The sequence below is a fragment of the Anatilimnocola aggregata genome (assembly GCF_007747655.1).
GTDB lineage: Bacteria > Planctomycetota > Planctomycetia > Pirellulales > Pirellulaceae > Anatilimnocola > Anatilimnocola aggregata.
In genome coordinates this window covers 8,305,939-8,325,741 of record NZ_CP036274.1, presented here as the reverse complement: position 1 = coordinate 8,325,741, position 19,803 = coordinate 8,305,939, and the positions used below count along the sequence as shown (strand labels likewise).

Below are 19,803 nucleotides of genomic sequence, written 5' to 3'. Positions count from 1 at the left end.
AGCAACTAACTCGCTTTTTGCACCGAAGGTGCCTCACAGCCTAGCCCGGCCCAACGGGCCGGGTAGGCAGAGGCATGAGGCGATTAGCCCTGAAAGGGCGCAACAAGGGACTGCTTAGTCCCAGGCGTACCGTTCATCCAACTCAATGTGATGTTTGGCACAGATTGCGCGGAGTTCATCCTGAAACGACAACTTCTCGTGGTGTGAACGTTGCGTCTCGATGTAGTGGTTCACTTCGTCCACATTGGACTGACTAACCGAGAATGCGGCATAACCAGTTTGCCAGTAAAACGCGCGATCACGCGGCCCATCCGATTTCATCCACTTCGAGCTCGCCTTCTTCACTTCCTCAATGACTTTGGTCAACTTTTCATTCTTCGAAAGCATGAACAGCGCGTGCACGTGGTCCTCCACGCCGCCAACGGCAATTGCCGGACTATCCCAGGCTTTGAATATTCCGGCTTGGTACGCCCAGAGTTGAGACTCGAACTGAGGCTTGATTCGTCGTTCTCGGTACTTGGTGCTGTAGATGAGGTGAATGTAGTTTTTGACGAACGACTGTGGCATCGTCTCACCTATCGCAAGTGTGGGTGCCCTTTCAGGGCGTAAGTTTCACACGACTCTCTGACCCGGCCCGGTGGGCCGGGCTAAATTGTTAAGCACCTTCGGTGCGAAGAACAAAGTACGCAAACGCTAACATACGAGCGCTAGCCTGCAATAGCGCCCGTTGTGCGAGTTGATATATACGAAGGACTGCCAAACTACGGCACGGCCACTTCGTGCGTCAGTTTTTCTTGATTGCCAGCAGCGTCGATGGCGTGGGCGGCGAGCTTCGTGTCCTTCGCAGCAGCGAGTGAAACTTCCCATTCGCCGAAATTGGCCGACGTGGCCTTGGCCTGTTGGCCGTTAACCACAACCTGCTTCACTTCGCCGTTGTCGCTGCAGGTGCCGCGGACGAGCAACTTGCCGTCCTTCCTGGCAACATGCGTAATGACGGTGGCCGGCGGCAGATCATCGACCGGGTCGAGGACCTTGGGAAACTCCATGTTCGAGACTTCCTTCACCGCGGACTCGTCACCCGTGAGTGGCGGCTCTTTGCGGAACGAATCGGGCGCGGCCTTGTACTCGGGCGAACGAGTGCTGACGACCATCGCGTGGCGACCGGGGCCGTAATGATCGTGCAAATAGATCGGCACCCCCTTTTCGGTGCTCGGCACAGGGCGCGGACCGCCACCGAGATTGACCAGTGCCCGCGTACGCGAATTGTCTTTCCAGTTCGTCGTGCTGACTCGGCGAAAGTGCGAAACGGCATTGCCGGTCACGTTGTGGTCAGAGATTTGAATCAGCGGCATGCCCCCCGAACGCATGTTGTCGAACGTCAGGCCATCGACAGTCACAATGCCGTGCTGACGGCTGGCATCATCGTGGCCCCGATTGAACGGCTCGGTGTTGGTCGAGCGAATCGTGAGGTCGCGATAGACGTGGCGATCGAAGTTGGGGTGATAGACGCCGTAGTGCGACTGAATCGTCATGTTCTCGACCAGCAGCGACGGCACTTGCGGGCGGAAGCCATAGTGGACGTCCCAGATTTTGGTGTTGCGCACAATGAACGGGTGACGAGCATCGGGCCCGACAAAGTTGACCCCTTCGCCCAGGTTGATACCGTACAAACCGCTGTTGCTGTGGACTTCGTTGTCTTCGAATCGAACGAACGGCAAGGTGCGAATGTCGACGACCTTCTCGCTCCCATCGGGTTGCATTACAGGCAAATCCAGCTTTGACGAGCGCGAAGCCGTGGCTTCGTAACGATAGCCGTAGAGATCGTTGCCAGCTGCGACGTTACGGGTGAACGAATTGAGACTGTTGGCCCACCAGAAACCGGCCCCTTCGTTTTGGTCGAACTGCAGAACCTGCTTCGGCAGTCGCTTGCCCGCGACAGCGCCCACGGCCAGGTTGCGGTCGAGGACGTTGAAGATTTCGGTCCCATCCTCCAAAAAGAAGCCATGCCCAACGCTGCCGAAACCGACGTTATCGCGCACGACCAGGTAGTTGGTGCCGTGAATCGTCAGCCAGCGGTTGTGGCTGTCCCAGATCGAAGCACCAATCACGGAACTGCCGCGCATCGTGTTGCCAATCAGGTGGAAGTGCAACGCATAGCGGCCCAAGACGTTCTTTTTGCCCAGGTGGCGAAACTCTGCATAGCTGATGCTTCCCTTCGAGTAGCGGTGATACATGGTGTGGCCACGTTCGCCGGCGGGATCAGCTGACTCGACCACCACATTGCGACTGAGGTTGCCGACTTCGCCGCGATTGTCCCCTTCGCCCAAGTGCTTGTGCTCGAGTGCCTCAGCGAACTTAATGACGTTGCCGTCGATCGCGGTGATGACTCGCTTCTCGGTGACCGGATCGTCGCCGTAGTCGTTCTGCGTTGGCGTCAGAATGAGTTGATCGCCCACACGCCAACCCGTGACGGGCTCGGCGAGTGTGATTTGCAGGTCGCCTTTGGCGGCAGTGGCACCCAGTTTGACCCAGGTGCGGTTCATCGGCAGACCATGAAAATCCATCTGACCGCCGCAGCAGACAATCGCCGGGCACGATTCTTTATTCAGCCCATCGACCATCGTCAGGCGAATCAATGCGCGGCCGTTGGTGGCAATCGGCTCGTCGGGAGTGCCGACGAGGAGCGCGGGGCGAGCCTTGCCCGGTTCGGGTTCGGCGACGTGCCCTTCGCAATCGAAGCCTTCTTCGTCGGTATCGTCGCTATCTTGGACCTTAATTAGCCCGACATTAAGCCGCGTCTTTTTCGCCGGATCGAACCGCAGCGTGCCCGCAATGTGAACCGAGCGAATCACCAGGTCGTCAGCTGCGTCGACGTCATAGGTGACGATATGCCCGGGGAGGATTTGCACCTTCACGTTTCCGCCGGGAACCTTGCCTCCCTTCCAGGAAGCGGGTGCCGACCAATTGCCGGAACCGGCCGATTGAATGACCGGGATTTCCGCCGCGTGAGCGGTAAGCAGTGTCGCGAGACACAAGAAACAGGCGTTGACAAGCGAGACAGACCGCAACATGGATTGCTCCCTACTGAGTCATCCGGGGAAAGGTGGGGACACTAGGCGGGCCGATGATTGCCAGCCGAGCGGGCAGACAGGAAGGTCGCCGCGATTGTAGTGGAAGCGACTCTTCACTGCCCAGAAAATTCTCCCCGAGCAGAATTACCAAACCATTTGTCATTCCCACGAATGGCAAAGGTCGAGTGTTTACGGTCCTGCCGGTCTGGCGACGAGCACGCAATTGTCGAGTTCGACTTCGACTTGATAGGGATCGTACTTGTCGAAGCGGCCGAGGAAGACGATGGTCTGACCCACTTGAAGTGCTTTTTGTTGGGCCTCGGGAATTTCGATTAGGGAAAGCTGCACTTCCCTGTCGACGCCGGTAACGAGCGACGCGTGATTGTTGTTCCCTTGCAGTTCTTTGATCTTGCCGGTGACGAGCAACCAGCGGCCAGCGTACTTTTTGGAAGCAGCTGCGATCTTCTCGGGGTCGGCGAATTCTTGCACGAGTGCTTCGCTGGTGACTTCAATTGGCTCGGGGCCTTTGGCGTCGATGATCTGCGCTTCTTTAAGAGACAACATTCCTTCGAGATCGGCGCGGCCCTTGATCACGACGCGCTGACCAGGAACGAACTGCTTGGAGTGAAGGGCCTGCGTACCATAGCAAAGAAAACTCATGCTCATCGGACCCGCATTGGTCATCAAGGTGTAGCTGGTCTTGCCTTGAAATGTGTAGCGAATTGAGGAGAGGTCGCCCACGACCTCGATTAGTTGGCCGTTGTACTTTTTGCGCGTCCCTTCCGGATCATGGCGAAATTCATCGTCGAGTGTGCGGGCCATCACGGCCAGCTTGACGTCGGGCGAAATGGGCGTGGGCGTCGTTTCGTCATCGGCGCGGGCCTGAGCTTCGTTCTTTTTCTCTTGATCGATCTTCCGTTGAATCTCGTCGCTGATTTCTTGGGCCGTTTTCGCCACGTTGGGATGGGCCGACGATGTCAGCTTAGCGAGTTCGACGAGAGCCGCTTCGCCGCCGATTTCTTTCAATTGCATGCCGATCATGGCTGCCTTCAGATCGCCCGCTTTGTTGTCTTCGGGCGCGGTGGCGAGCCAGGTGAGAAACGTTTGCTCCGCAGCCGGGCCGTGACGTTTGAATCGGGAATCGTAGTCCATCAGTCCGCCGGTAGTTTTGCCTTCGTCCAGGGCGTTGCGCCCCAGTTCGAAGTAGGCCGCGGCACCCGCTGGACTGCGAAACTGGCTCAGCTGGTCCATCGTCTTTTGCCGAGCAGCATAGTCGGTCGACGTTTGCAACGTTTCGACGAGGGCCGCGATTTGCTGCGATTCTTCGGCGCTTCCTGCAGGCGGCGGAATATCGGCGACCTACATCGGAACCGTTACGGTTCGGCTGGGATAATCGAGCACCGCATTCGCATTCCACTTGAACGAGCCATGCAGCGAAGCAAGTGGACGAGCCGGCCCAACAATGGCCGTCGCTCTTGCACCTTGCCGGCTGACGTGTACCGATTGCGGAATGCCCGGCGGCGTGAGTTGCCTTAAGCTGGCCTTCAGCCAATCGCCCGTTTGTGGCGGCGCGTCGCCATCGGCGAATTGCAACACGAGCCGAATCACGCGGTTCTGGCCATAGTGGGCGACAAACTTTTGAAACGCTTCGTCCGCGGAGACCGCTTCGCCCACGACGATGGGCTCGATGGTATACGGCGGCTTATTAACCGGCGTGCTGGCGATTGGCTGGGGCGCCGCCGGCACGTTAGGGGGCATGAATGTCGGCGAAGGTGTTGCGGGTGCGTTCGTCACGGCCGGTGGTGGAGGAGCGGGCATCGTAGTCGGCGCTGGCGGAGTCACATTCGGCTTTGATGCAACGGGCGCAGGAGTTTTGCCGCAGCCGACCGCGACCAGGAGAGCGACCAGCGTCAGAGTCGCCCTCAAGTGGCATTTGACGGACCGTCGATGCACGTTACAGGTCAGAGACACTGGTTGATCCTTGTTGTTGATCGTACTTGCGAGCAACGTAAGTCGAAATTTATCGCGGAGGAGAGTTCCGATTGTGGAGAGGCATCCTCGCAGCGTCAAGAAAGTTTCGGTGCGGGAGTTCTCGCGCTGAGCGGCCAGCTGCCACCTGTAAGTCGGCGGGGGGAATTTGGTAAGATGCAAGCTTGGCAGGCGGCCAGGCGTGGGTGACTTCAGAAACGGTTCGTGGGCGGTATCTTTCGGCAGGGAATTCGCTGCAAATGACCAAGCATATTTTTGTGACCGGCGGCGTGGTGAGTTCTTTGGGAAAAGGGCTGACCAGTGCATCGATCGGCATGCTGCTCGAACGTCGCGGCCTGCGCGTGCGGATGCAAAAGCTCGATCCCTATATCAACGTCGATCCCGGAACCATGAGCCCCTATCAGCACGGCGAAGTTTACGTGCTAGATGACGGCAGCGAGACCGATCTCGACCTGGGGCACTACGAGCGGTTCACCAACGGCCCGCTCACGCGCGATTCGAATTATACGACCGGCCAGATTTACCTCTCGGTGATCAACAAGGAACGACGCGGCGAGTTTCTGGGCAAGACCGTCCAGGTGATTCCGCACATTACCAACGAAATCAAGAGCTGCATTTCGAAGCTGGCTACGCCCGATGTCGACGTCGTGATTACCGAAATCGGTGGCACGGTCGGCGATATCGAAAGCCAGCCCTTCATGGAGGCGATTCGCCAGTTCGCCCTCGAAGTGGGCAAAGAGAACTGCCTCTACATTCACCTGACGCTGGTCCCCTACTTGAAGGCAGCTGGCGAACTGAAAACCAAGCCGACGCAATATTCGGTGGGTCTGCTGCGGCAGATTGGTATTCAGCCCGATATTCTCATTTGCCGCACTGAGCGGACGATTGAGCGGGAAGACCGCGAAAAGATCGCCCTGTTCTGCAATGTGCCGATCGAAGCGGTCATCGAAGAGAAGGACAAGGATTTTTCGATCTACGAAGTGCCGCTGAGCCTGGTCGAAAACGGTCTCGATAAGTTCATTGTTAAGCGGCTGCATCTGCCCGCGGGCAACCTGGTGCTCGACGACTGGCGCAACTTGTTGCACGTGCTGCGGAATCCCAAGCACGAAATCAGTATTGCTGTGGTGGGCAAATATGCCGAGCACAAGGACGCTTACAAGTCGATCTACGAATCGATCGATCACGCCGGGATGAGCCATCACGCGCAGATTCGCGTCGGTCGCATTCAAAGCGAAGACATCGAGCGCGAAGGAGCAGCTGCCCTGCTGCAAGGTTACGACGGCATTCTCGTTCCCGGTGGCTTCGGCGAGCGTGGCATTGAAGGGAAGATCGAAGCGATCAAGTTTGCTCGCGAGCGGGGCATTCCGTTCTTTGGCATCTGCCTCGGCATGCAATGCGCGGTGATTGAGTTCGCCCGGCACGTGGCCAAGCTCGACGGCGCTCACTCGACCGAGTTCAGCAAAGACACGCATCATCCGGTCATCTGCCTGCTCGACGACCAGAAGAATATCGTCGACATGGGTGGCACAATGCGGTTGGGCACTCATCCGGCCGCACTTACCGACGGCAGTCATGCCCGCGAGTGCTACGGCAGCGAGCAGGTGCAGGAACGCCATCGTCACCGGTACGAATTCAACAACGCCTACCGGCAGCAGTTCGCGGCGCACGGCCTGAATGTCACCGGCACCAGTCCCGACGGCAAACTGGTCGAAATCGTCGAGATTCCCGACCACCCATGGTTCCTGGCCGTGCAGTTCCATCCCGAGTTCAAATCGAAGCCGATTCAGGCTCATCCGCTCTTCGCGGGTTTTGTGAACGCCGCCATCCAGCGCCGTTCGCAACGGGCCGAACGAATGGCCGAAGTGAGTGCGTCGTAACTTCGCACCTGCCACGGTCACGACCTATCTGACCCGCGCCCCGGGTTCACTGCGCGCGTATAATGCACTGGCGATGGATCACTCGAAAGCCAGGCGAGGAGAATACGCACCATGACGCAACTGCACGCGACGCCGCCAGGAGGACAACACGGTTCCAGCCAACACGACCCGCCCCCGCGCGGGATGTCGATTGGCGAGTACCTAATTGCCCGCATGCGGCAGTATAAAATCGACGATGTCTTCGGCATTCCCGGCGATTACATCCTGACCTTCTACGGCATGCTCGAAAAAAGCCCCATTAATATTGTGGGCTGCACTCGCGAGGACTGTGCCGGATTTGCGGCCGACGCTTATGCCCGCGTGCATGGCATGGGAGCAGTCTGCGTTACCTACTGTGTGGGCGGCTTGAGCGTTTGCAATTCCATTGCCGGGGCCTATGCCGAAAAGTCGCCGGTGCTTGTCATCAGCGGTTCCCCCGGCCTCGCAGAACGGGTGAATAATCCACTGCTGCATCACAAGGTGCGCGACTTCCGAACCCAGATTGAAGTATTCGAAAAACTATGTGTCGCCTGCGCAGAATTAACCGACCCGGTGGTCGCGTTTCGCGAAATCGACCGCGTGCTCGATGCCATGGCCCGTTACAAACGCCCGGGCTACATCGAGATTCCCCGCGACATGGTCGATGTCGTGCCGCACATTTCGCACGCCTATCATCGGGCCCGCTCCGATCAAGATCCGCAGGCTGCGGACGAGGCTGCGGAAGAAGCGGCGAATCTGCTCACCAAAGCGCAACGGCCGGTCTTGATCGCCGGGGTCGAGATCCATCGCTTCAATTTGCAGGACGAAGTGGTTGCCTTGGCCGAGCAAATGAAAGTCCCCATGGCGGCCACGCTGCTGGGCAAGAGTGTGATTCCCGAAAAGCACCCGCTCTACATCGGCTTGTATGAAGGGGCGATGGGGCGAGCCGAAGTTACCAAGCTCGTCGAAGAGAGCGACTGCGTGCTGCTGCTTGGCGCGTTTATGACCGACTTGAACCTGGGAATCTTCACGGCCAATCTCGATCCGGCCAAGTGCATTTATGCGACGAGCGAAACACTGCGGATTCGCCATCATCACTATCATGGCGTCGGTTTAAAGGAATTCCTCGATCGCCTCGCCGCGCGCAAACCAGAGCCTCCCGTGCGGGCAATTCCCGCCGACATTCGCGCCGAGCGCAAACCCTTTGTGCTCGATCCTCAAGCGCCGCTGACCACGCGCCGATTGATTAGCCGCCTGGATGAACAACTCGACGACAAGTCGATCGTCATTGCCGACATTGGGAACTCGCTCTTCGCGGCGACCGAACTGACCATTCACGCCAAGACCGAGTTCATCAGCCCAGCCTATTACACCTCGATGGGGTTCTCGGTTCCCGCAGCACTCGGCGCGCTGACCGCGCGGCCCGAGAGTCGAGTCGTCGTCATCGTTGGCGACGGTGCCTTTCAAATGACGGGAATGGAACTCTCGACCATCGTTCGCCGGCATCTTAGCCCGCTGATTATCGTGCTCGATAATGAAGGCTATGGCACCGAACGGTTTTTGCACGAGGGGGAATGGGAATACAACAACGTTCATCCCTGGAAGTACAGCCAACTCCCCAACTTGCTGGGCGGTGGCACGGGGTACGAAGTGCGCACCGAAGGCGAGTTCGAAGCAGCGCTCATCAAGGCCTGGGAAGATCGGAGCGCCATGACCCTCATTCATGCCCACATTCCCCGCAACGAAGGAAGTGACGCGCTCGTGCGGTTGGCAGTGAAGCTTAGCGAGCGAGTGAAAGGGAAGTAGGCAGCAGGTCGCTGCTCGAGTCTACATTTTCGCGGGCCAGTGTGCTAAGTTCTGGGAAATGCGTGGTGAGTGGCAGTTAGTAGCCCTGCGCATGTTGCCTGCCGCTAACGAAAAACAATTCGTTAGCCCGTGAATGAATGCATGAGTAGTGGCACTTCGAGCAGCGCGATTCCGAAGCGGCGTGAGTTTCTCACTGTTGCCGAGGAACTCTCTGTTTTGAATGCGCCGACCATCGCGATGCTCCGCGATCAATCGGCTTCACAAGGCATTCCGCCGATTCAATTGGCGCTGCAAAAAGCTCTCATCACGCCCACGCAACTGGATATTATCGAGACGATGTGCCGCCCGTTCGAGATCGTCCCGGGCTACGAAGTGCGCGGCGTGATCGGCCAAGGTGGGATGGGAGTTGTGTTTCGTGCTCGGCAACTAAGCCTCGATCGCGATGTGGCCATCAAACTCGTTCCCTTGCATCAATTGTCCGGCGATGTGGCGGTGAAGCGCTTTGAAGTCGAAGCCCAAGTCCTCGCGCGGCTTGCTCATCCGCACATCGTCACGGCGTTCGACTTTGGCAAGCACGAAGGTCGGCTCTACTTCGTGATGGAAGTTGTCGAAGGAGAAGATGCCGATCACTTTATCCGGCGCAACGGCTGCTTCGATGAATCGACGGCGTGGCACATCTTGAGACAAGCGGCTTCCGGGTTGTCGCATGCCCAGCAGGCGGGCGTGGTTCATCGCGATGTGAAGCCCGCCAATATTTTGCTGCTCAAACCGCCGGCCGGCTATCCGCTCCCCGCGGGTGTGCCCATGGCCAAGCTGGGAGACTTCGGCTTGGCCTGGTTAACGACAGCCGCCGATGAACGGACGCGACTCACCTCGACGAATGTCACGCTCGGCAGCCCGCATTACATGGCGCCCGAGCAACTGAGCGGCGAAGCCGTCGATTTTCGCGCGGATATTTATTCGCTCGGAGCCACTGCCTTTCATTTGCTTTCTGGCCTGCCCCCGCTCTCGGGAATCGAACTCACGCGGCTCCTCTCGCTCAAGTTGCAAGGCAAGTCCGAATCGCTCCGCACCACGCGGCCCGACATTTCGCCCACTTCGGCCGAACTCGTCGATCGATTGATGGCATACGATCCCAAAAAGCGGCCGCAGGACTATGGCACGCTGATCGACGAGATCGACGAACTGATTGGCCAGCAAAGTTTGACGGGCTCGCGCCGCATCCTCGCGAGCACGCAGATCTCGACGGTGCCCATCACCTCCAAGCCCGATCCCAACCGGACCACGCGGCAATCGGTGCGGCCCGTCGATCACGACTCCCCCACGCTCGAGATTCCCGCCGCACACCCGCGCTTCAGCCGGCGCTGGTGGTACGCGGCCATCGCTGTCGTTGTTATGCTCGCAGCCAGCGGAGCTGCTGCAATACGATATTTCAACTTGCCTGGTGCTCCAGACCTGGTTCCCGGTGGCATGTTCAGCGAGTTATCGTTTGAGGGTTCCAGCTATCAAGAATGGAAGCGCCCCTTCGGGAGTCTCTGGGTTCCTGCGCGCAACAAAGATGGCGAAGAAGTGCTGGAGGGTGACGGGACCGTCGTCCGCAATTTTTCAGATCTGGCTAAAGCGACTCCCGGCGGGCTGCAGAATTATCGCTTGGAAATGGTCGTGGAATTGCATGATGCTTCGGCCATCGAAGTGCATTTCGATTTTCCTCCCAAAGATGATTCGGGACGACCTGCGTCGAAGGAGAATCGTCGGGTGGTTCTGCGGGTTAGTCGCGAAGGTTCACAACTCGGCACGAAAACCGGCGACCAGCAAGGCTGGCACCCCCTGAGCCCGCTGGTGAAGCTGAACAAGACCCGCAACAACAAACATGAGCTCAGCTTGGAGCGGCATACGCATGGCTGGTACGCATTTGTCGACGATAAAATTGTGGGTTTTGCGTTCGCCCGCGAAGGTCGCGACGAGCACGAGTTCCGGCTGATTACCGAAGATGGTAGCGCTTGGTTTTCCGATTTTTTTGTCTTGGAACTGCGCAAGCCCTCGGACAACTCGCCCCCCAGTTCCAACAAATGAGCCCAGCTCCGTTGGTTGCTGACTTGACCAACTGGGACCAGCCAACCAGACTCAAGGTTCGCGAAGTAACTGCTGCATTTTGCGTTGGAGATTGCCCGCCCATGCCGCTGCGGGTCGCCTGTTCTGCTGGCCACTTGATGATGGTTCCGGACCATCGGGCGGGAACCGTTCTGCGCTGTCCGAACTGTGGCATCAATGTGGACGTGCCACCTGCCGCGGGAAATGCCGCAGCGCCGGCAATCAACAAGTTGGTTACACGGGTCAGTGGTGGTCCAGCGGCGCGGCAGTCGCCCCAAGTGGCTGGGCATTCGACGATTGGCAAAGTTGCGACCAGTCTGCCCGCCGGCGGCATGAAACCGCCTCCGAAGTCACGTCCCAAGCAGGCGCCTGCTCCAGCCAAGTCGACTGAAGAACCGGTCGTCTTCGCCAGTGAAGAGATTGCCGCCCCAGCTCCGACGGAAGCCGCGCCAGAGGCCGTTATCGATCTGGTGGCAGCGCCGGTCTTCGCAGCACCCCCTATGCCGGAAGTGAAGCCGGAGATTGCACCAGCGGCTGTCGACGCAGCACTCATCGAGACCGTTGATGTCCCGCCTCCGCCGGTCAAGAAGCAGAAGCCTGTCGAGCCGACGAAGTCCGAACGAATCAAGTCGGAACCGGCCAAGCCAAGCACTTCCAATCGGGCGCGAACGACCTTGACCGGAACAGTTCTTGCTCCGCCCAAAGAAGTCAAGCCACCTCTGCTCCCGGTTACGGAGCCGTCACCGCCAGAGCCGCTGTTCATCGCTGAAACATTCACTGCTGAAACAATTGCCGAAGTGGTAGAACCACCAATTGCGGCACCACATCCTCAGGCACACGAATCGGCACATGAACCGGCACCCGCGCCGCCACCGATCGCCGTGATGATCGGCGTGCGACCGACGCCTGCCCAGCGCTCTACGGCCTGGCAACTGGGTGCGGTGTTCATTGCTGCGGCACTGTTCAGCATGGGGCCCGCGGTGTGGGAGATCAGCGACTACCTGCAGAGCGACGGCGGCCAATCGGTGGCGCGCTGGGCGTTCCTGCTGCTGATGCTGGGTGTGATTCAAATCGGTTGCGTCGCGCTTCTCATGCAAATTCCCGATTGGAGCAGCGTGTGGATTGTTACGATTCAGTCTCTGGCACTCGCGGCCATCTATGCGGCCGTCTTAGGTCTGACGATCATCACCAGCGGCGATAGTCCGCTGATCGGCGCCTTGCAACTCGACTATCAGTACTCCAGCGGCAAAGCTCCCCCCTGGTGTGTTTGCATGGCTGCCACCTATGCATGTCTCGCGTTCTTCGCAGGACGCCTTAGTGCGCGGTGGCACAAGGTCCTTCGCCAGGTCAAAGCTGCCGATGAAGCAGCGCTCTCGTATTAAATTCTCGCAAGTCGGTCGAAAGGATTCCTGATAAAGATGGCGCGCTGCGAACAAGGCTACCTGTGCGATGTCTGTGGTGAAGATGTCGGCGACATCTGGCAGAGCGAGCTCTATCTGCGTTACGTCATCGGCCAACTCGACCCCGAGACCTTGCATACCACGCCCGAGCGCCACATTCGCTGCACTCCGGTACTGGCCCAGTTCATCGTGCACGAAGCGTTCGCCCCAATCGTCGTTGAGGGTGACTTCGACAAGCGCCTGCTTGATCCCAATTTCGTCCGCCAGCGCGAGGACCTTGTCACGCGCGGCTGGCTGCGCTTGTGTGAACTGGGACAACAACTCGACGGACTTTCTTTGCTCGAATACCCGCTCCCCGAAATCCAGCAGCAACTTGAGCGGACCGCCCTCGCGGAAATTCAACGAGCTGGTGGGCACCTGCCGCGCAATGACGAAAACGCATAAATCTCCGGCAACAGCTTGACATAGCGGCGGGAATGCTTAAACTCAGACGCTACTGAGACTCACTCTCAACTAGTTTACGCCAGCTACTCAAGCCTTCGGCAGCCAGCGTCGCCCCGCACGTAACCGCTTACCTCGCTCGCCTTTTGGTGTTTTAACACCTTTCCGCTACCGCGAACCGGGTTCTTGGCTAATTCAGTCTTCTGCTGATTCGAAAGTTCGCTCGCTAACTCTTGGAGACGTGGTTCATGCTTGCCCCTTATCGACTCCCCTTACACGCGTTACTCGGCCTGGTCTTGGCCTGGTCAGTGTTGCCGATTGCAGACGCTGCTGAATCCGCCCAAGCATTGATGGACCGCGCGCATCACGGCCGTGCAACCTGGCAGAAGTTTCCCGGCTTCACCGCTGACGTCACCGTCTCGTCGGCCGGTCACGCTTCGACCGGCACGCTGGCGGTTTCGGCTGACGGCAAGATCGATCTCCAATTGAAGAGCCCTGCCGGTCTCGATTGGGCTCAGCGGTCGCTCAACTCGATCATCGGCCATCGTCTGGCCGACGACCAAGGAGCCACCAACGTCGAGTTCGCCGATGAAGATACCCAGCACCCTTTCGGTCGTTTGCTCAAGTCGCAAGACGCCAGCGAAAAAAGCCTGTGGCGCGTGCACGGTGATGTGCTGACCGAAGTGCATCGCTTTCATGGCGATAACCACATGGTCATCAGCGTGGGCGACGTCGCTCGCACTGCCGAGGGCAAACACTTGCCCCGCAGCTTCAGCGTGACCACTTGGAACACCAAGACCAACGCGATCGTCACCGCCCGTCAAGTACAACAAGAGTGGCAGCGGATTCAAGGCGTCGACCTTCCGGTCCGCATCCTCGCCGCCATCAACAAAAATGACGGCAGCCGCACCGTCGAAGAAATCACCTTCAGCAACCATCGGCTGCTAGGAGAAGTTCCGGTGTCGACCACCACTGCCACCAGCGACAAACTGCCACCTCTCAAGGTCGGCGTGACCAGCGCAGGTGCTGCCGTCGCCGATGGCCACCTGTATCTCTATGGCGGCCACATGGGGGCTCCGCACGATTATTCGGCCGATCAACAATCGAGCAAGTTCCTGCGCGTGTACCTGTCCAAGCCCACCGAGTGGGAAGAAGTCGCCGGTGGACCCAAGCGCACCGGCCTGGCGCTCGTTGGCTATCGCAATCAGATCTATCGCGTCGGCGGCTGGGAATCGAAGAATGCCAACGGCGATAAGTGGCTTCTCTACTCCAGCAAAGACTTCGCCCGCTTCGACCCCAAGAGTGGCAAGTGGACCGACCTGGCCCCAATGCCCCGCGGTCGTTCGAGCCACGATGCAGCCGTTATCGGCAACCTCCTCTACGTTGCTGGCGGTTGGGAGCTCAATGGCGAAGGAGACGGCGATTGGCATAACACGGCCCTCGTCTGCGACTTGTCGAAATCGGAACCCGAGTGGACCGAAATCGCCAAGCCGCCGTTCATGCGGCGTGCGCTCGCGGTGGCTGGCTATCGCGGCAAGTTGTACATCCTCGGCGGCATGACCGATGGCAATGAAATGACCGGCGCAGTCTCGGTCTACGATCCTGAAACCAAGACCTGGTCGGACGGTCCTGCACTCCCTGGCAAGGGAATGGAAACGTTTGGACCTTCGGCGTCCGGCGATGAGAACGGCCTGTTCGCCACCACTGGCAACGGCACCGTGCATCGCCTGGCCGACGATGGAAAATCCTGGGTCAAAGCGGGTGAACTGAAACATCCGCGGTTCTTTCATCGTTTGGTCATTGCCGACGACGGCGCGCTGGTTGCTGTTGCCGGAACCGCTCGCAGCGGCAAGGTTCTCGAAACCGAGACCATCCGCCCGCTCGCCGCCGGTACTAAATAGGCTGAAGTTCGTAGATGTAGTTCTCCTCCGCCCTCTCCCTGGTACTCCGCGCCAGGGAAAGGGTTGGGGTGAGGAGCCTGCTCCACTGCTTCTGAACCCCAATTCCCGACCTCTGACTCCTGGCTCACCATGCTCCCCACACTGTGCGTACTTCTGTCGCTCTGCACTGCTGAAAGTCAGCCCGCCTGGCCAGCCTTCCTGGGTCAGGGTGCTTCGGAAGTTAAGCCCGACTCGCTGCCGGTCACCTGGTCGCCCGCTGCGAACATCGCCTGGCAAACCGACCTCGCTGGTTTCGGTCAATCGAGTCCCGTCATCTATGGCGAGCGCGTCTTCGTCACTGCTGTTGAGGGGCCCGATAAAGACATCTGCCATCTCCTGGCTCTCAATCTGAGCGATGGGAAGGTGCAATGGAAACACTCCTTCGACTCGTCCGACAAAGTGAAGAACAGTTTGTATGTCAGCCGCGCGGCACCCACGCCGGTCACCGACGACAAGCATGTCTTTGCGTTTTTCGAAAGTGGCGATGTGGTCGCCGTCACTCACACCGGCACCGAGAAGTGGCGCAAGAGCCTCTCGTCCGAGTTCGGTAAGTTTCAAAACAAGTTCGGGTTGGCCGCTTCGCCCGTCATGACCGACGACTCGATCGTCATCCTGGTCGATGACGAAGGCCCGTCGTATCTGATCGCGCTCAGCAAGACCGATGGCAAAACAAAGTGGAAGACCGATCGCACCAGCCGCACCAGTTGGAGTTCCCCCTCGCTGGTCGAAGTCGCGGGCGCTCAGCATGTTGTCTGCAGTTCGTCAGGAACCGTCGATGGTTACGAGGCCGCGACGGGCAAACTGCTGTGGAGTTACGACGAAGTCGGCGGCAACAACAAATCGACGCCGCGCCCGTATGCTCCCGGTTCGTTCCTGGTAGGTGCTTCGGCCAGTCGTGAAGCCAAGGCCACTCCCGGCACCGATCCCAAGAAGAGCAACTTCGCCATGACCATCGAACTGGTCGACGGCAAGCCGCAGCCCAAAGTCCTCTGGCGCACCGAACAGGCTACGCCAACGTTCAACTCGCCCGTCGTTTATGCGGGGCATGCCTACTGGGTGAACACGCAGGGTGTGGTCTTCTGCCTCGATGCCACCACCGGTGAAGCTCGCTACACCGAACGCTTGAAACAGTCGTGCTGGGCCACTCCGCTGGGCGTGGGCGATCGCCTCTATTTCTTCGGCAAAGATGGCGTCACTAGCGTCCTGCGAACCGGGCCAAAGTTCGAACTCCTCGCCGAGAATCAACTCTGGGATCCTGCCCAGCTCAAGGTTGACCCTGCCAAGGGGGCTGCTGAAGACACCGAAGAAAAACGCGAAGCTGCCGCCATGTTCTCCGGCCCCACGCAGTATGGCGTGGCAGCTGTCAGTGGCAGCCTGCTCATTCGAACCGGCGACAAACTCTACTGCTTGCGAACCAACCCATGATCCCCGCTCCACCGCTCACGATGCGTCGCCTGGTGCGAGAGACCGTAGTACGAGACACACTCATGTCGACCGACGAAGAAGCCCCTGCCGCAGAGCTCACTCAACCGCAGGCCACCTCCGCGCCATCACCGTCCGAAGAGCACCGCCGCATCTGGCAGTCGGTCGACCTGCTCGGCGAAGATGCCGAAGCCCTCATCATGCACCGCGGCCAAACCTATCGCCTCCGCTGCACCAAGCAAGGTAAGCTGATTCTTTACAAGTAAAGAACAGTCACTCTGGGCGCGAGGTAAATCCAAGTGGTTCATTCATGGTCCTCAGGCCGTCATCAATTGGGCGGCGGTTTTGGTGTCGAGAGAGTCAAGTTATCTACCGCCGCAATGCTGATCCTTTGGGGACTTTCCACACTTGCTCTGGCGGAAGAACCACTCCCCAGAACACCAGAGACATTCGAAGTCGCGGGACACAAGGCATTCGTCTACGCCGCGCCGCAGCCCGCGGCAGGCAAGCCCTGGGTTTGGTACGCACCGACGATTAAGGGACTGTCGTTGGTGGGGCGCAAAGCGTACTACGAGGGTTTTCTGCGCGAGGGAATCAGCATCGCCGGCTACGATCTGGGCGAAGTGCGGGGCGGCCCCGCAAGTTCGGCCAGGTTCTCGCAGTTCTACGACGAGATGGTCAAACGCGGCTGGTCGAAGAAGCCAATTCTGCTCGGCCAAAGTCGTGGCGGTCTGATGATGCTCGCCTGGGCAATGCGAAACCCCGAGCACGTGCAGGCGTTTGTGGGAATCTATCCCGTCTGCAACCTGACCCAGTGGCCGCTGAAGAACAAAGAGCTCACCCTGGCCGACTATCAAATGACCGAAGCTGACTTTCGGTCGAAGCTGGCGGAACTCAACCCCGTCGACAACCTCAAAGAGTTGGCCGCTCAGAAGGTTCCCATGTTCATCGTGCATGGCGATGCCGATGCTGCGGTCACTTACCCAGACAACACGGGCCTTCTCAAGCAGCGTTACGAAGCAGCAGGGGGGCCCATCACGGTGAAAGTCATCGCCGGCGAAGGTCATCAAGCCACCCCGTCGTTCTTCGAGTGCACCGAACTGATCGAGTTTGTCAAAAAACAAGCGAAGACGCCCCGCTAAAATCGCTCCTCTTGGCGGTGCCCGCTCAAGCCCGCTTCGCGTGGCGTTCGCGGGAGCAAGGTTTATCAACACCCCCCTTTTGCGTTCATCGCAGTTAAGCCATTTCGCGGCAACGAATTGCGTCGAAATTGCCGAATCCAAAATCATCCTGTTTGTTGATAAACTCCGCTGCTGAATCCATCTGAGGAGTCCCCGCGGCCCAGTTCGCCACGCGTCGTGAATTTCCTCAAGCCACAAAAACGGTTCTTCGCCGCAGCGCGAAATCTTCCCTCCGCGCAGGCGCGATCCGATCACCAGGTTGCCAAACAGCTGATTTATTTATGTCGACTTAGTGAATGTTTGTCAATAACATGATTGTGAGATTTTCTTGCTGGTTTGGCCTCAGCGATCCCAGCGAAAACGGCGCATGGGCAACCGATAACGTCGTTCACCGTATTTCTCCCCACCATCTTTCCGATCGCAGCCGAAGAGATCCGACGTCAGAAGCTAGTCGCGCAAAAAGTACGGCCAGAGGCTATCGCTAATCAACAAGCCGCGGCGCGTGAGGCGAAGCGTGTTCCCTTCCACCTGCAGCAAACCTTGGACGATGAACTGCTGCAGCGCTGCTCCCCCCAGCGACTCAGCGGCAAAGCCGGTCTCCGCTTGAAAATCGTCCAGCGAGATTCCTTGCAGTCGCCGCAAACCAAACACGAGTCGTTCGCGCGCGCGCTCTTCCGCAGCGATCTCTTCTCGCTCCGCGACCGGCGACTCGTGATGCTCCAAACGCTGGAGCCAGGTGGTCGTACTGCGGTGGTTCATTTCGCGCACGCCCTGCACATAACGGGCAGCACCCGGACCAGCGGCAAAGTAGCCGCGACCGAGCCAATAGGTTTCGTTGTGTCGGCAGCGGTGGCTCGGCAACGCAAAGTTCGAGACTTCATAGTGTTCGTAACCGGCAGCTGTCAGCAGGTCGATGGCTCGCTCATACATACCCGCCGACGCATCGTCGCTGGCCGGCTGCAGTTCGCCCCGCTGCACACGCGGGAAGAACGACGTTCCCTTTTCGATCGTCAGGCCATAGGTCGAAATATGCTGCGGTTGCAGAGCGATCGCTTGCTGCAGATCGGCTTCCCACTCGGCCGGTGTTTCCTCTGGTACGCCGAAGATCAAATCGAGCGATACCGACGAAGCGACTTGAGCAGCTGCGTGAAACGCGCTGGCGATATCTGCCGGCTGATGATCCCGCTCGAGGAGCTTCAACTTGCGCGGGCTAAAGGATTGAGCGCCGATGCTGATCCGCGTGATGCCGGCTTCGTGCAGCACCCCCATCCGCTCGGGAGTCAGATCAAGCGGATTCGCTTCGGCGCTGAACTCACCACCACTTGCGAGCACGAACCAGCTGCGGGCCAGTTGCAACAATCGCGTCAACTGCGCGGGAGGCAGATGGGTCGGGGTGCCACCGCCAAAAAAGAGCGTATCAACCGTTCGCGGCGAACCGAGCAGCTGCAGTTCCAGTTCGAGTGCAGCTAAGTACCGTTCGATCAAATCATCGCGGCCGGCAATGAGCGTGAAATTGCAATAGCCGCAACGATGCCGGCAAAACGGGACATGCACATACGCGGCCCGCGGCTCTGCGATTTGCGAACTCATAACCACAGGTGGAGCCGGCCGCCGAGCATGTCGGGGAAGGCTTTTTGCACGTAGTGCTTTACTTGCTTGTCGTGATAACGCGTGCTGAGATGTCCGGCAATGATCAATTCGTTGCGAAAGCGGTCGCGGCGCTCGATCCAATCGTCCAGGTGCATATGCCCGTGCTTGTGAATCTTCTCTTTCCGATGGCTCGGGGCGACAAACGTCATCTCGGCAATCAGAATCTTCGCTTCGTACATGGCAGGACAGGCATCAAGTCCCGGCGGTGAAGTATCGCCCGTATAGGCGACCAGCGGAATCCGCTTCTCCTCGGTCACGTCTTTGCCGCTCATACGCAGGTCGCGAATCTGATCTCCCGTCAGCCCTTGATACTCGCTCTTCAGCTTTTTGCGCCGCTCCCACACCACGTAACCGACCGAAGGAACCGTGTGTTTTGTCGCCGAGACAGTTACGACATGCTCGCGCGACAGTTCAAACTCATCGCCGGGCTTCACAGCAATCAGCTCGCACGGCAAGCGCCCTCGATCGAGGCGCGAAACAACCCGCAGCAGATGATCGACAAGTTCGACCGCATGCTCGGGCAGATAGATGGTAGGGGGTTCCATCTTCATCATCCGGCGCCGGGCGACATAGACAGGAACTGCCGCCATGTGATCGAGATGCAAGTGCGAGAGGAGCCAGGTCTGCGTCCCCATGAAGTCCCAAGGGTGCGCGCCCAGGTCGAAGCCGATCTTCAGCTCGGGAATTCGCCAGTACGTCTGCACCGCCGCGCGCGAGTAGCCCTCGATCGTTAAATCCTGAAACTTCTTACTACGTACCGGAGCGTTATCGAGCATGAAGCGGACTATCAACCTTTCAGTGGTTGGCAAGAGACTGCGATCTGACGCGACGGGGGTCGGGAGTCTTTGGCGAGAAGCGACTCAGCTAGGTGGAAAGTCGTACTTAGCCAAAGACTCCCGACCCCGGCAACGCTCTTA

15 protein-coding genes are annotated in these 19,803 nt (G+C 58.8%); 9 read left to right on the top strand and 6 right to left on the bottom strand.

Features of this window, described 5'->3' with window-relative positions:
* Positions 1–114: 114 nt before the first annotated feature.
* The 4 genes from tnpA to ETAA8_RS31660 form a co-directional block, all read right to left on the bottom strand.
* The gene (tnpA, locus tag ETAA8_RS31675; protein WP_145098604.1) at positions 115–567 is read right to left on the bottom strand and encodes an IS200/IS605 family transposase; all 453 of its coding nucleotides are present in this window, start codon (positions 565–567) and stop codon (positions 115–117) included.
* 194 nt (positions 568–761) lie between these two features.
* On the bottom strand, positions 762–3,071 hold the full coding sequence (locus tag ETAA8_RS31670; RefSeq protein WP_145098601.1) for a G8 domain-containing protein: 2,310 nt from the start codon (positions 3,069–3,071) through the stop codon (positions 762–764).
* A gap of 189 nt (positions 3,072–3,260) precedes the next feature.
* Positions 3,261–4,322, bottom strand: coding sequence for an OB-fold protein (locus ETAA8_RS31665; protein ID WP_145098598.1), 1,062 nt, complete (start codon positions 4,320–4,322; stop codon positions 3,261–3,263).
* Between the two features lie 108 nt (positions 4,323–4,430).
* Positions 4,431–5,042, bottom strand: a complete 612-nt coding sequence (locus ETAA8_RS31660) for a hypothetical protein (protein WP_145098595.1) — start codon at positions 5,040–5,042, stop codon at positions 4,431–4,433.
* 257 nt (positions 5,043–5,299) lie between these two features.
* On the opposite strand from ETAA8_RS31660, the gene ETAA8_RS31655 reads away from it, so the two are divergent.
* From ETAA8_RS31655 to ETAA8_RS31615, 9 genes are all read left to right on the top strand, one after another.
* Positions 5,300–6,937, top strand: a complete 1,638-nt coding sequence (locus ETAA8_RS31655; protein WP_145098592.1) for a CTP synthase — start codon at positions 5,300–5,302, stop codon at positions 6,935–6,937.
* A gap of 111 nt (positions 6,938–7,048) precedes the next feature.
* Positions 7,049–8,761 (top strand): alpha-keto acid decarboxylase family protein, encoded by a 1,713-nt coding sequence (locus ETAA8_RS31650; RefSeq protein WP_238397627.1) that lies wholly within the window; start codon positions 7,049–7,051, stop codon positions 8,759–8,761.
* 141 nt (positions 8,762–8,902) lie between these two features.
* Positions 8,903–10,834 (top strand): serine/threonine-protein kinase, encoded by a 1,932-nt coding sequence (locus tag ETAA8_RS31645; protein WP_145098589.1) that lies wholly within the window; start codon positions 8,903–8,905, stop codon positions 10,832–10,834.
* Between the two features lie 101 nt (positions 10,835–10,935).
* Positions 10,936–12,234 (top strand): hypothetical protein, encoded by a 1,299-nt coding sequence (locus tag ETAA8_RS31640; protein ID WP_238397626.1) that lies wholly within the window; start codon positions 10,936–10,938, stop codon positions 12,232–12,234.
* Positions 12,235–12,270: 36 nt separating this feature from the next.
* Positions 12,271–12,696: a hypothetical protein gene (locus tag ETAA8_RS31635; protein WP_238397625.1), complete on the top strand. Its 426-nt coding sequence runs from the start codon at positions 12,271–12,273 to the stop codon at positions 12,694–12,696.
* 245 nt (positions 12,697–12,941) lie between these two features.
* Positions 12,942–14,594: a DUF3386 family protein gene (locus ETAA8_RS31630; RefSeq protein ID WP_145098583.1), complete on the top strand. Its 1,653-nt coding sequence runs from the start codon at positions 12,942–12,944 to the stop codon at positions 14,592–14,594.
* A gap of 129 nt (positions 14,595–14,723) precedes the next feature.
* Positions 14,724–16,058 carry an outer membrane protein assembly factor BamB family protein gene (locus ETAA8_RS31625; RefSeq protein WP_145098580.1) on the top strand — a complete coding sequence of 445 codons (1,335 nt, stop codon included), beginning with the start codon at positions 14,724–14,726 and terminating at the stop codon, positions 16,056–16,058.
* Complete coding sequence (gene hemP / locus ETAA8_RS31620) at positions 16,055–16,321, top strand: hemin uptake protein HemP (protein WP_202921390.1); 267 nt, start codon at positions 16,055–16,057, stop codon at positions 16,319–16,321. Before ETAA8_RS31625 ends, hemP begins: the two co-directional genes overlap by 4 nt.
* Before the next feature lie 114 nt (positions 16,322–16,435).
* Positions 16,436–17,197, top strand: coding sequence for an alpha/beta hydrolase family protein (locus tag ETAA8_RS31615; RefSeq protein ID WP_145098577.1), 762 nt, complete (start codon positions 16,436–16,438; stop codon positions 17,195–17,197).
* A 486-nt stretch (positions 17,198–17,683) separates the two neighbouring features.
* On the opposite strand, the gene hemW is transcribed toward ETAA8_RS31615, so the two are convergent.
* Both hemW and ETAA8_RS31605 read right to left on the bottom strand, forming a co-directional pair.
* Positions 17,684–18,826 carry a radical SAM family heme chaperone HemW gene (hemW, locus tag ETAA8_RS31610; protein ID WP_145098574.1) on the bottom strand — a complete coding sequence of 381 codons (1,143 nt, stop codon included), beginning with the start codon at positions 18,824–18,826 and terminating at the stop codon, positions 17,684–17,686.
* Positions 18,823–19,662 carry an MBL fold metallo-hydrolase gene (locus tag ETAA8_RS31605; protein WP_145098572.1) on the bottom strand — a complete coding sequence of 280 codons (840 nt, stop codon included), beginning with the start codon at positions 19,660–19,662 and terminating at the stop codon, positions 18,823–18,825. The genes hemW and ETAA8_RS31605 overlap by 4 nt, the downstream gene beginning before the upstream one ends.
* Between the last annotated feature and the right edge of the window lie 141 nt (positions 19,663–19,803).

Coding starts and splice junctions, on each gene's coding strand:
- tnpA (WP_145098604.1), bottom strand. CDS start 567: ATGCCACAGTCGTTCGTCAAAAACTACATTCACCTCATCTACAGCACC.
- ETAA8_RS31670 (WP_145098601.1), bottom strand. CDS start 3,071: ATGTTGCGGTCTGTCTCGCTTGTCAACGCCTGTTTCTTGTGTCTCGCG.
- ETAA8_RS31665 (WP_145098598.1), bottom strand. CDS start 4,322: ATGGACCAGCTGAGCCAGTTTCGCAGTCCAGCGGGTGCCGCGGCCTAC.
- ETAA8_RS31655 (WP_145098592.1), top strand. CDS start 5,300: ATGACCAAGCATATTTTTGTGACCGGCGGCGTGGTGAGTTCTTTGGGA.
- ETAA8_RS31650 (WP_238397627.1), top strand. CDS start 7,049: ATGACGCAACTGCACGCGACGCCGCCAGGAGGACAACACGGTTCCAGC.
- ETAA8_RS31645 (WP_145098589.1), top strand. CDS start 8,903: ATGAGTAGTGGCACTTCGAGCAGCGCGATTCCGAAGCGGCGTGAGTTT.
- ETAA8_RS31640 (WP_238397626.1), top strand. CDS start 10,936: ATGCCGCTGCGGGTCGCCTGTTCTGCTGGCCACTTGATGATGGTTCCG.
- ETAA8_RS31635 (WP_238397625.1), top strand. CDS start 12,271: ATGGCGCGCTGCGAACAAGGCTACCTGTGCGATGTCTGTGGTGAAGAT.
- ETAA8_RS31630 (WP_145098583.1), top strand. CDS start 12,942: ATGCTTGCCCCTTATCGACTCCCCTTACACGCGTTACTCGGCCTGGTC.
- ETAA8_RS31625 (WP_145098580.1), top strand. CDS start 14,724: ATGCTCCCCACACTGTGCGTACTTCTGTCGCTCTGCACTGCTGAAAGT.
- hemP (WP_202921390.1), top strand. CDS start 16,055: ATGATCCCCGCTCCACCGCTCACGATGCGTCGCCTGGTGCGAGAGACC.
- ETAA8_RS31615 (WP_145098577.1), top strand. CDS start 16,436: ATGCTGATCCTTTGGGGACTTTCCACACTTGCTCTGGCGGAAGAACCA.
- hemW (WP_145098574.1), bottom strand. CDS start 18,826: ATGAGTTCGCAAATCGCAGAGCCGCGGGCCGCGTATGTGCATGTCCCG.
- ETAA8_RS31605 (WP_145098572.1), bottom strand. CDS start 19,662: ATGCTCGATAACGCTCCGGTACGTAGTAAGAAGTTTCAGGATTTAACG.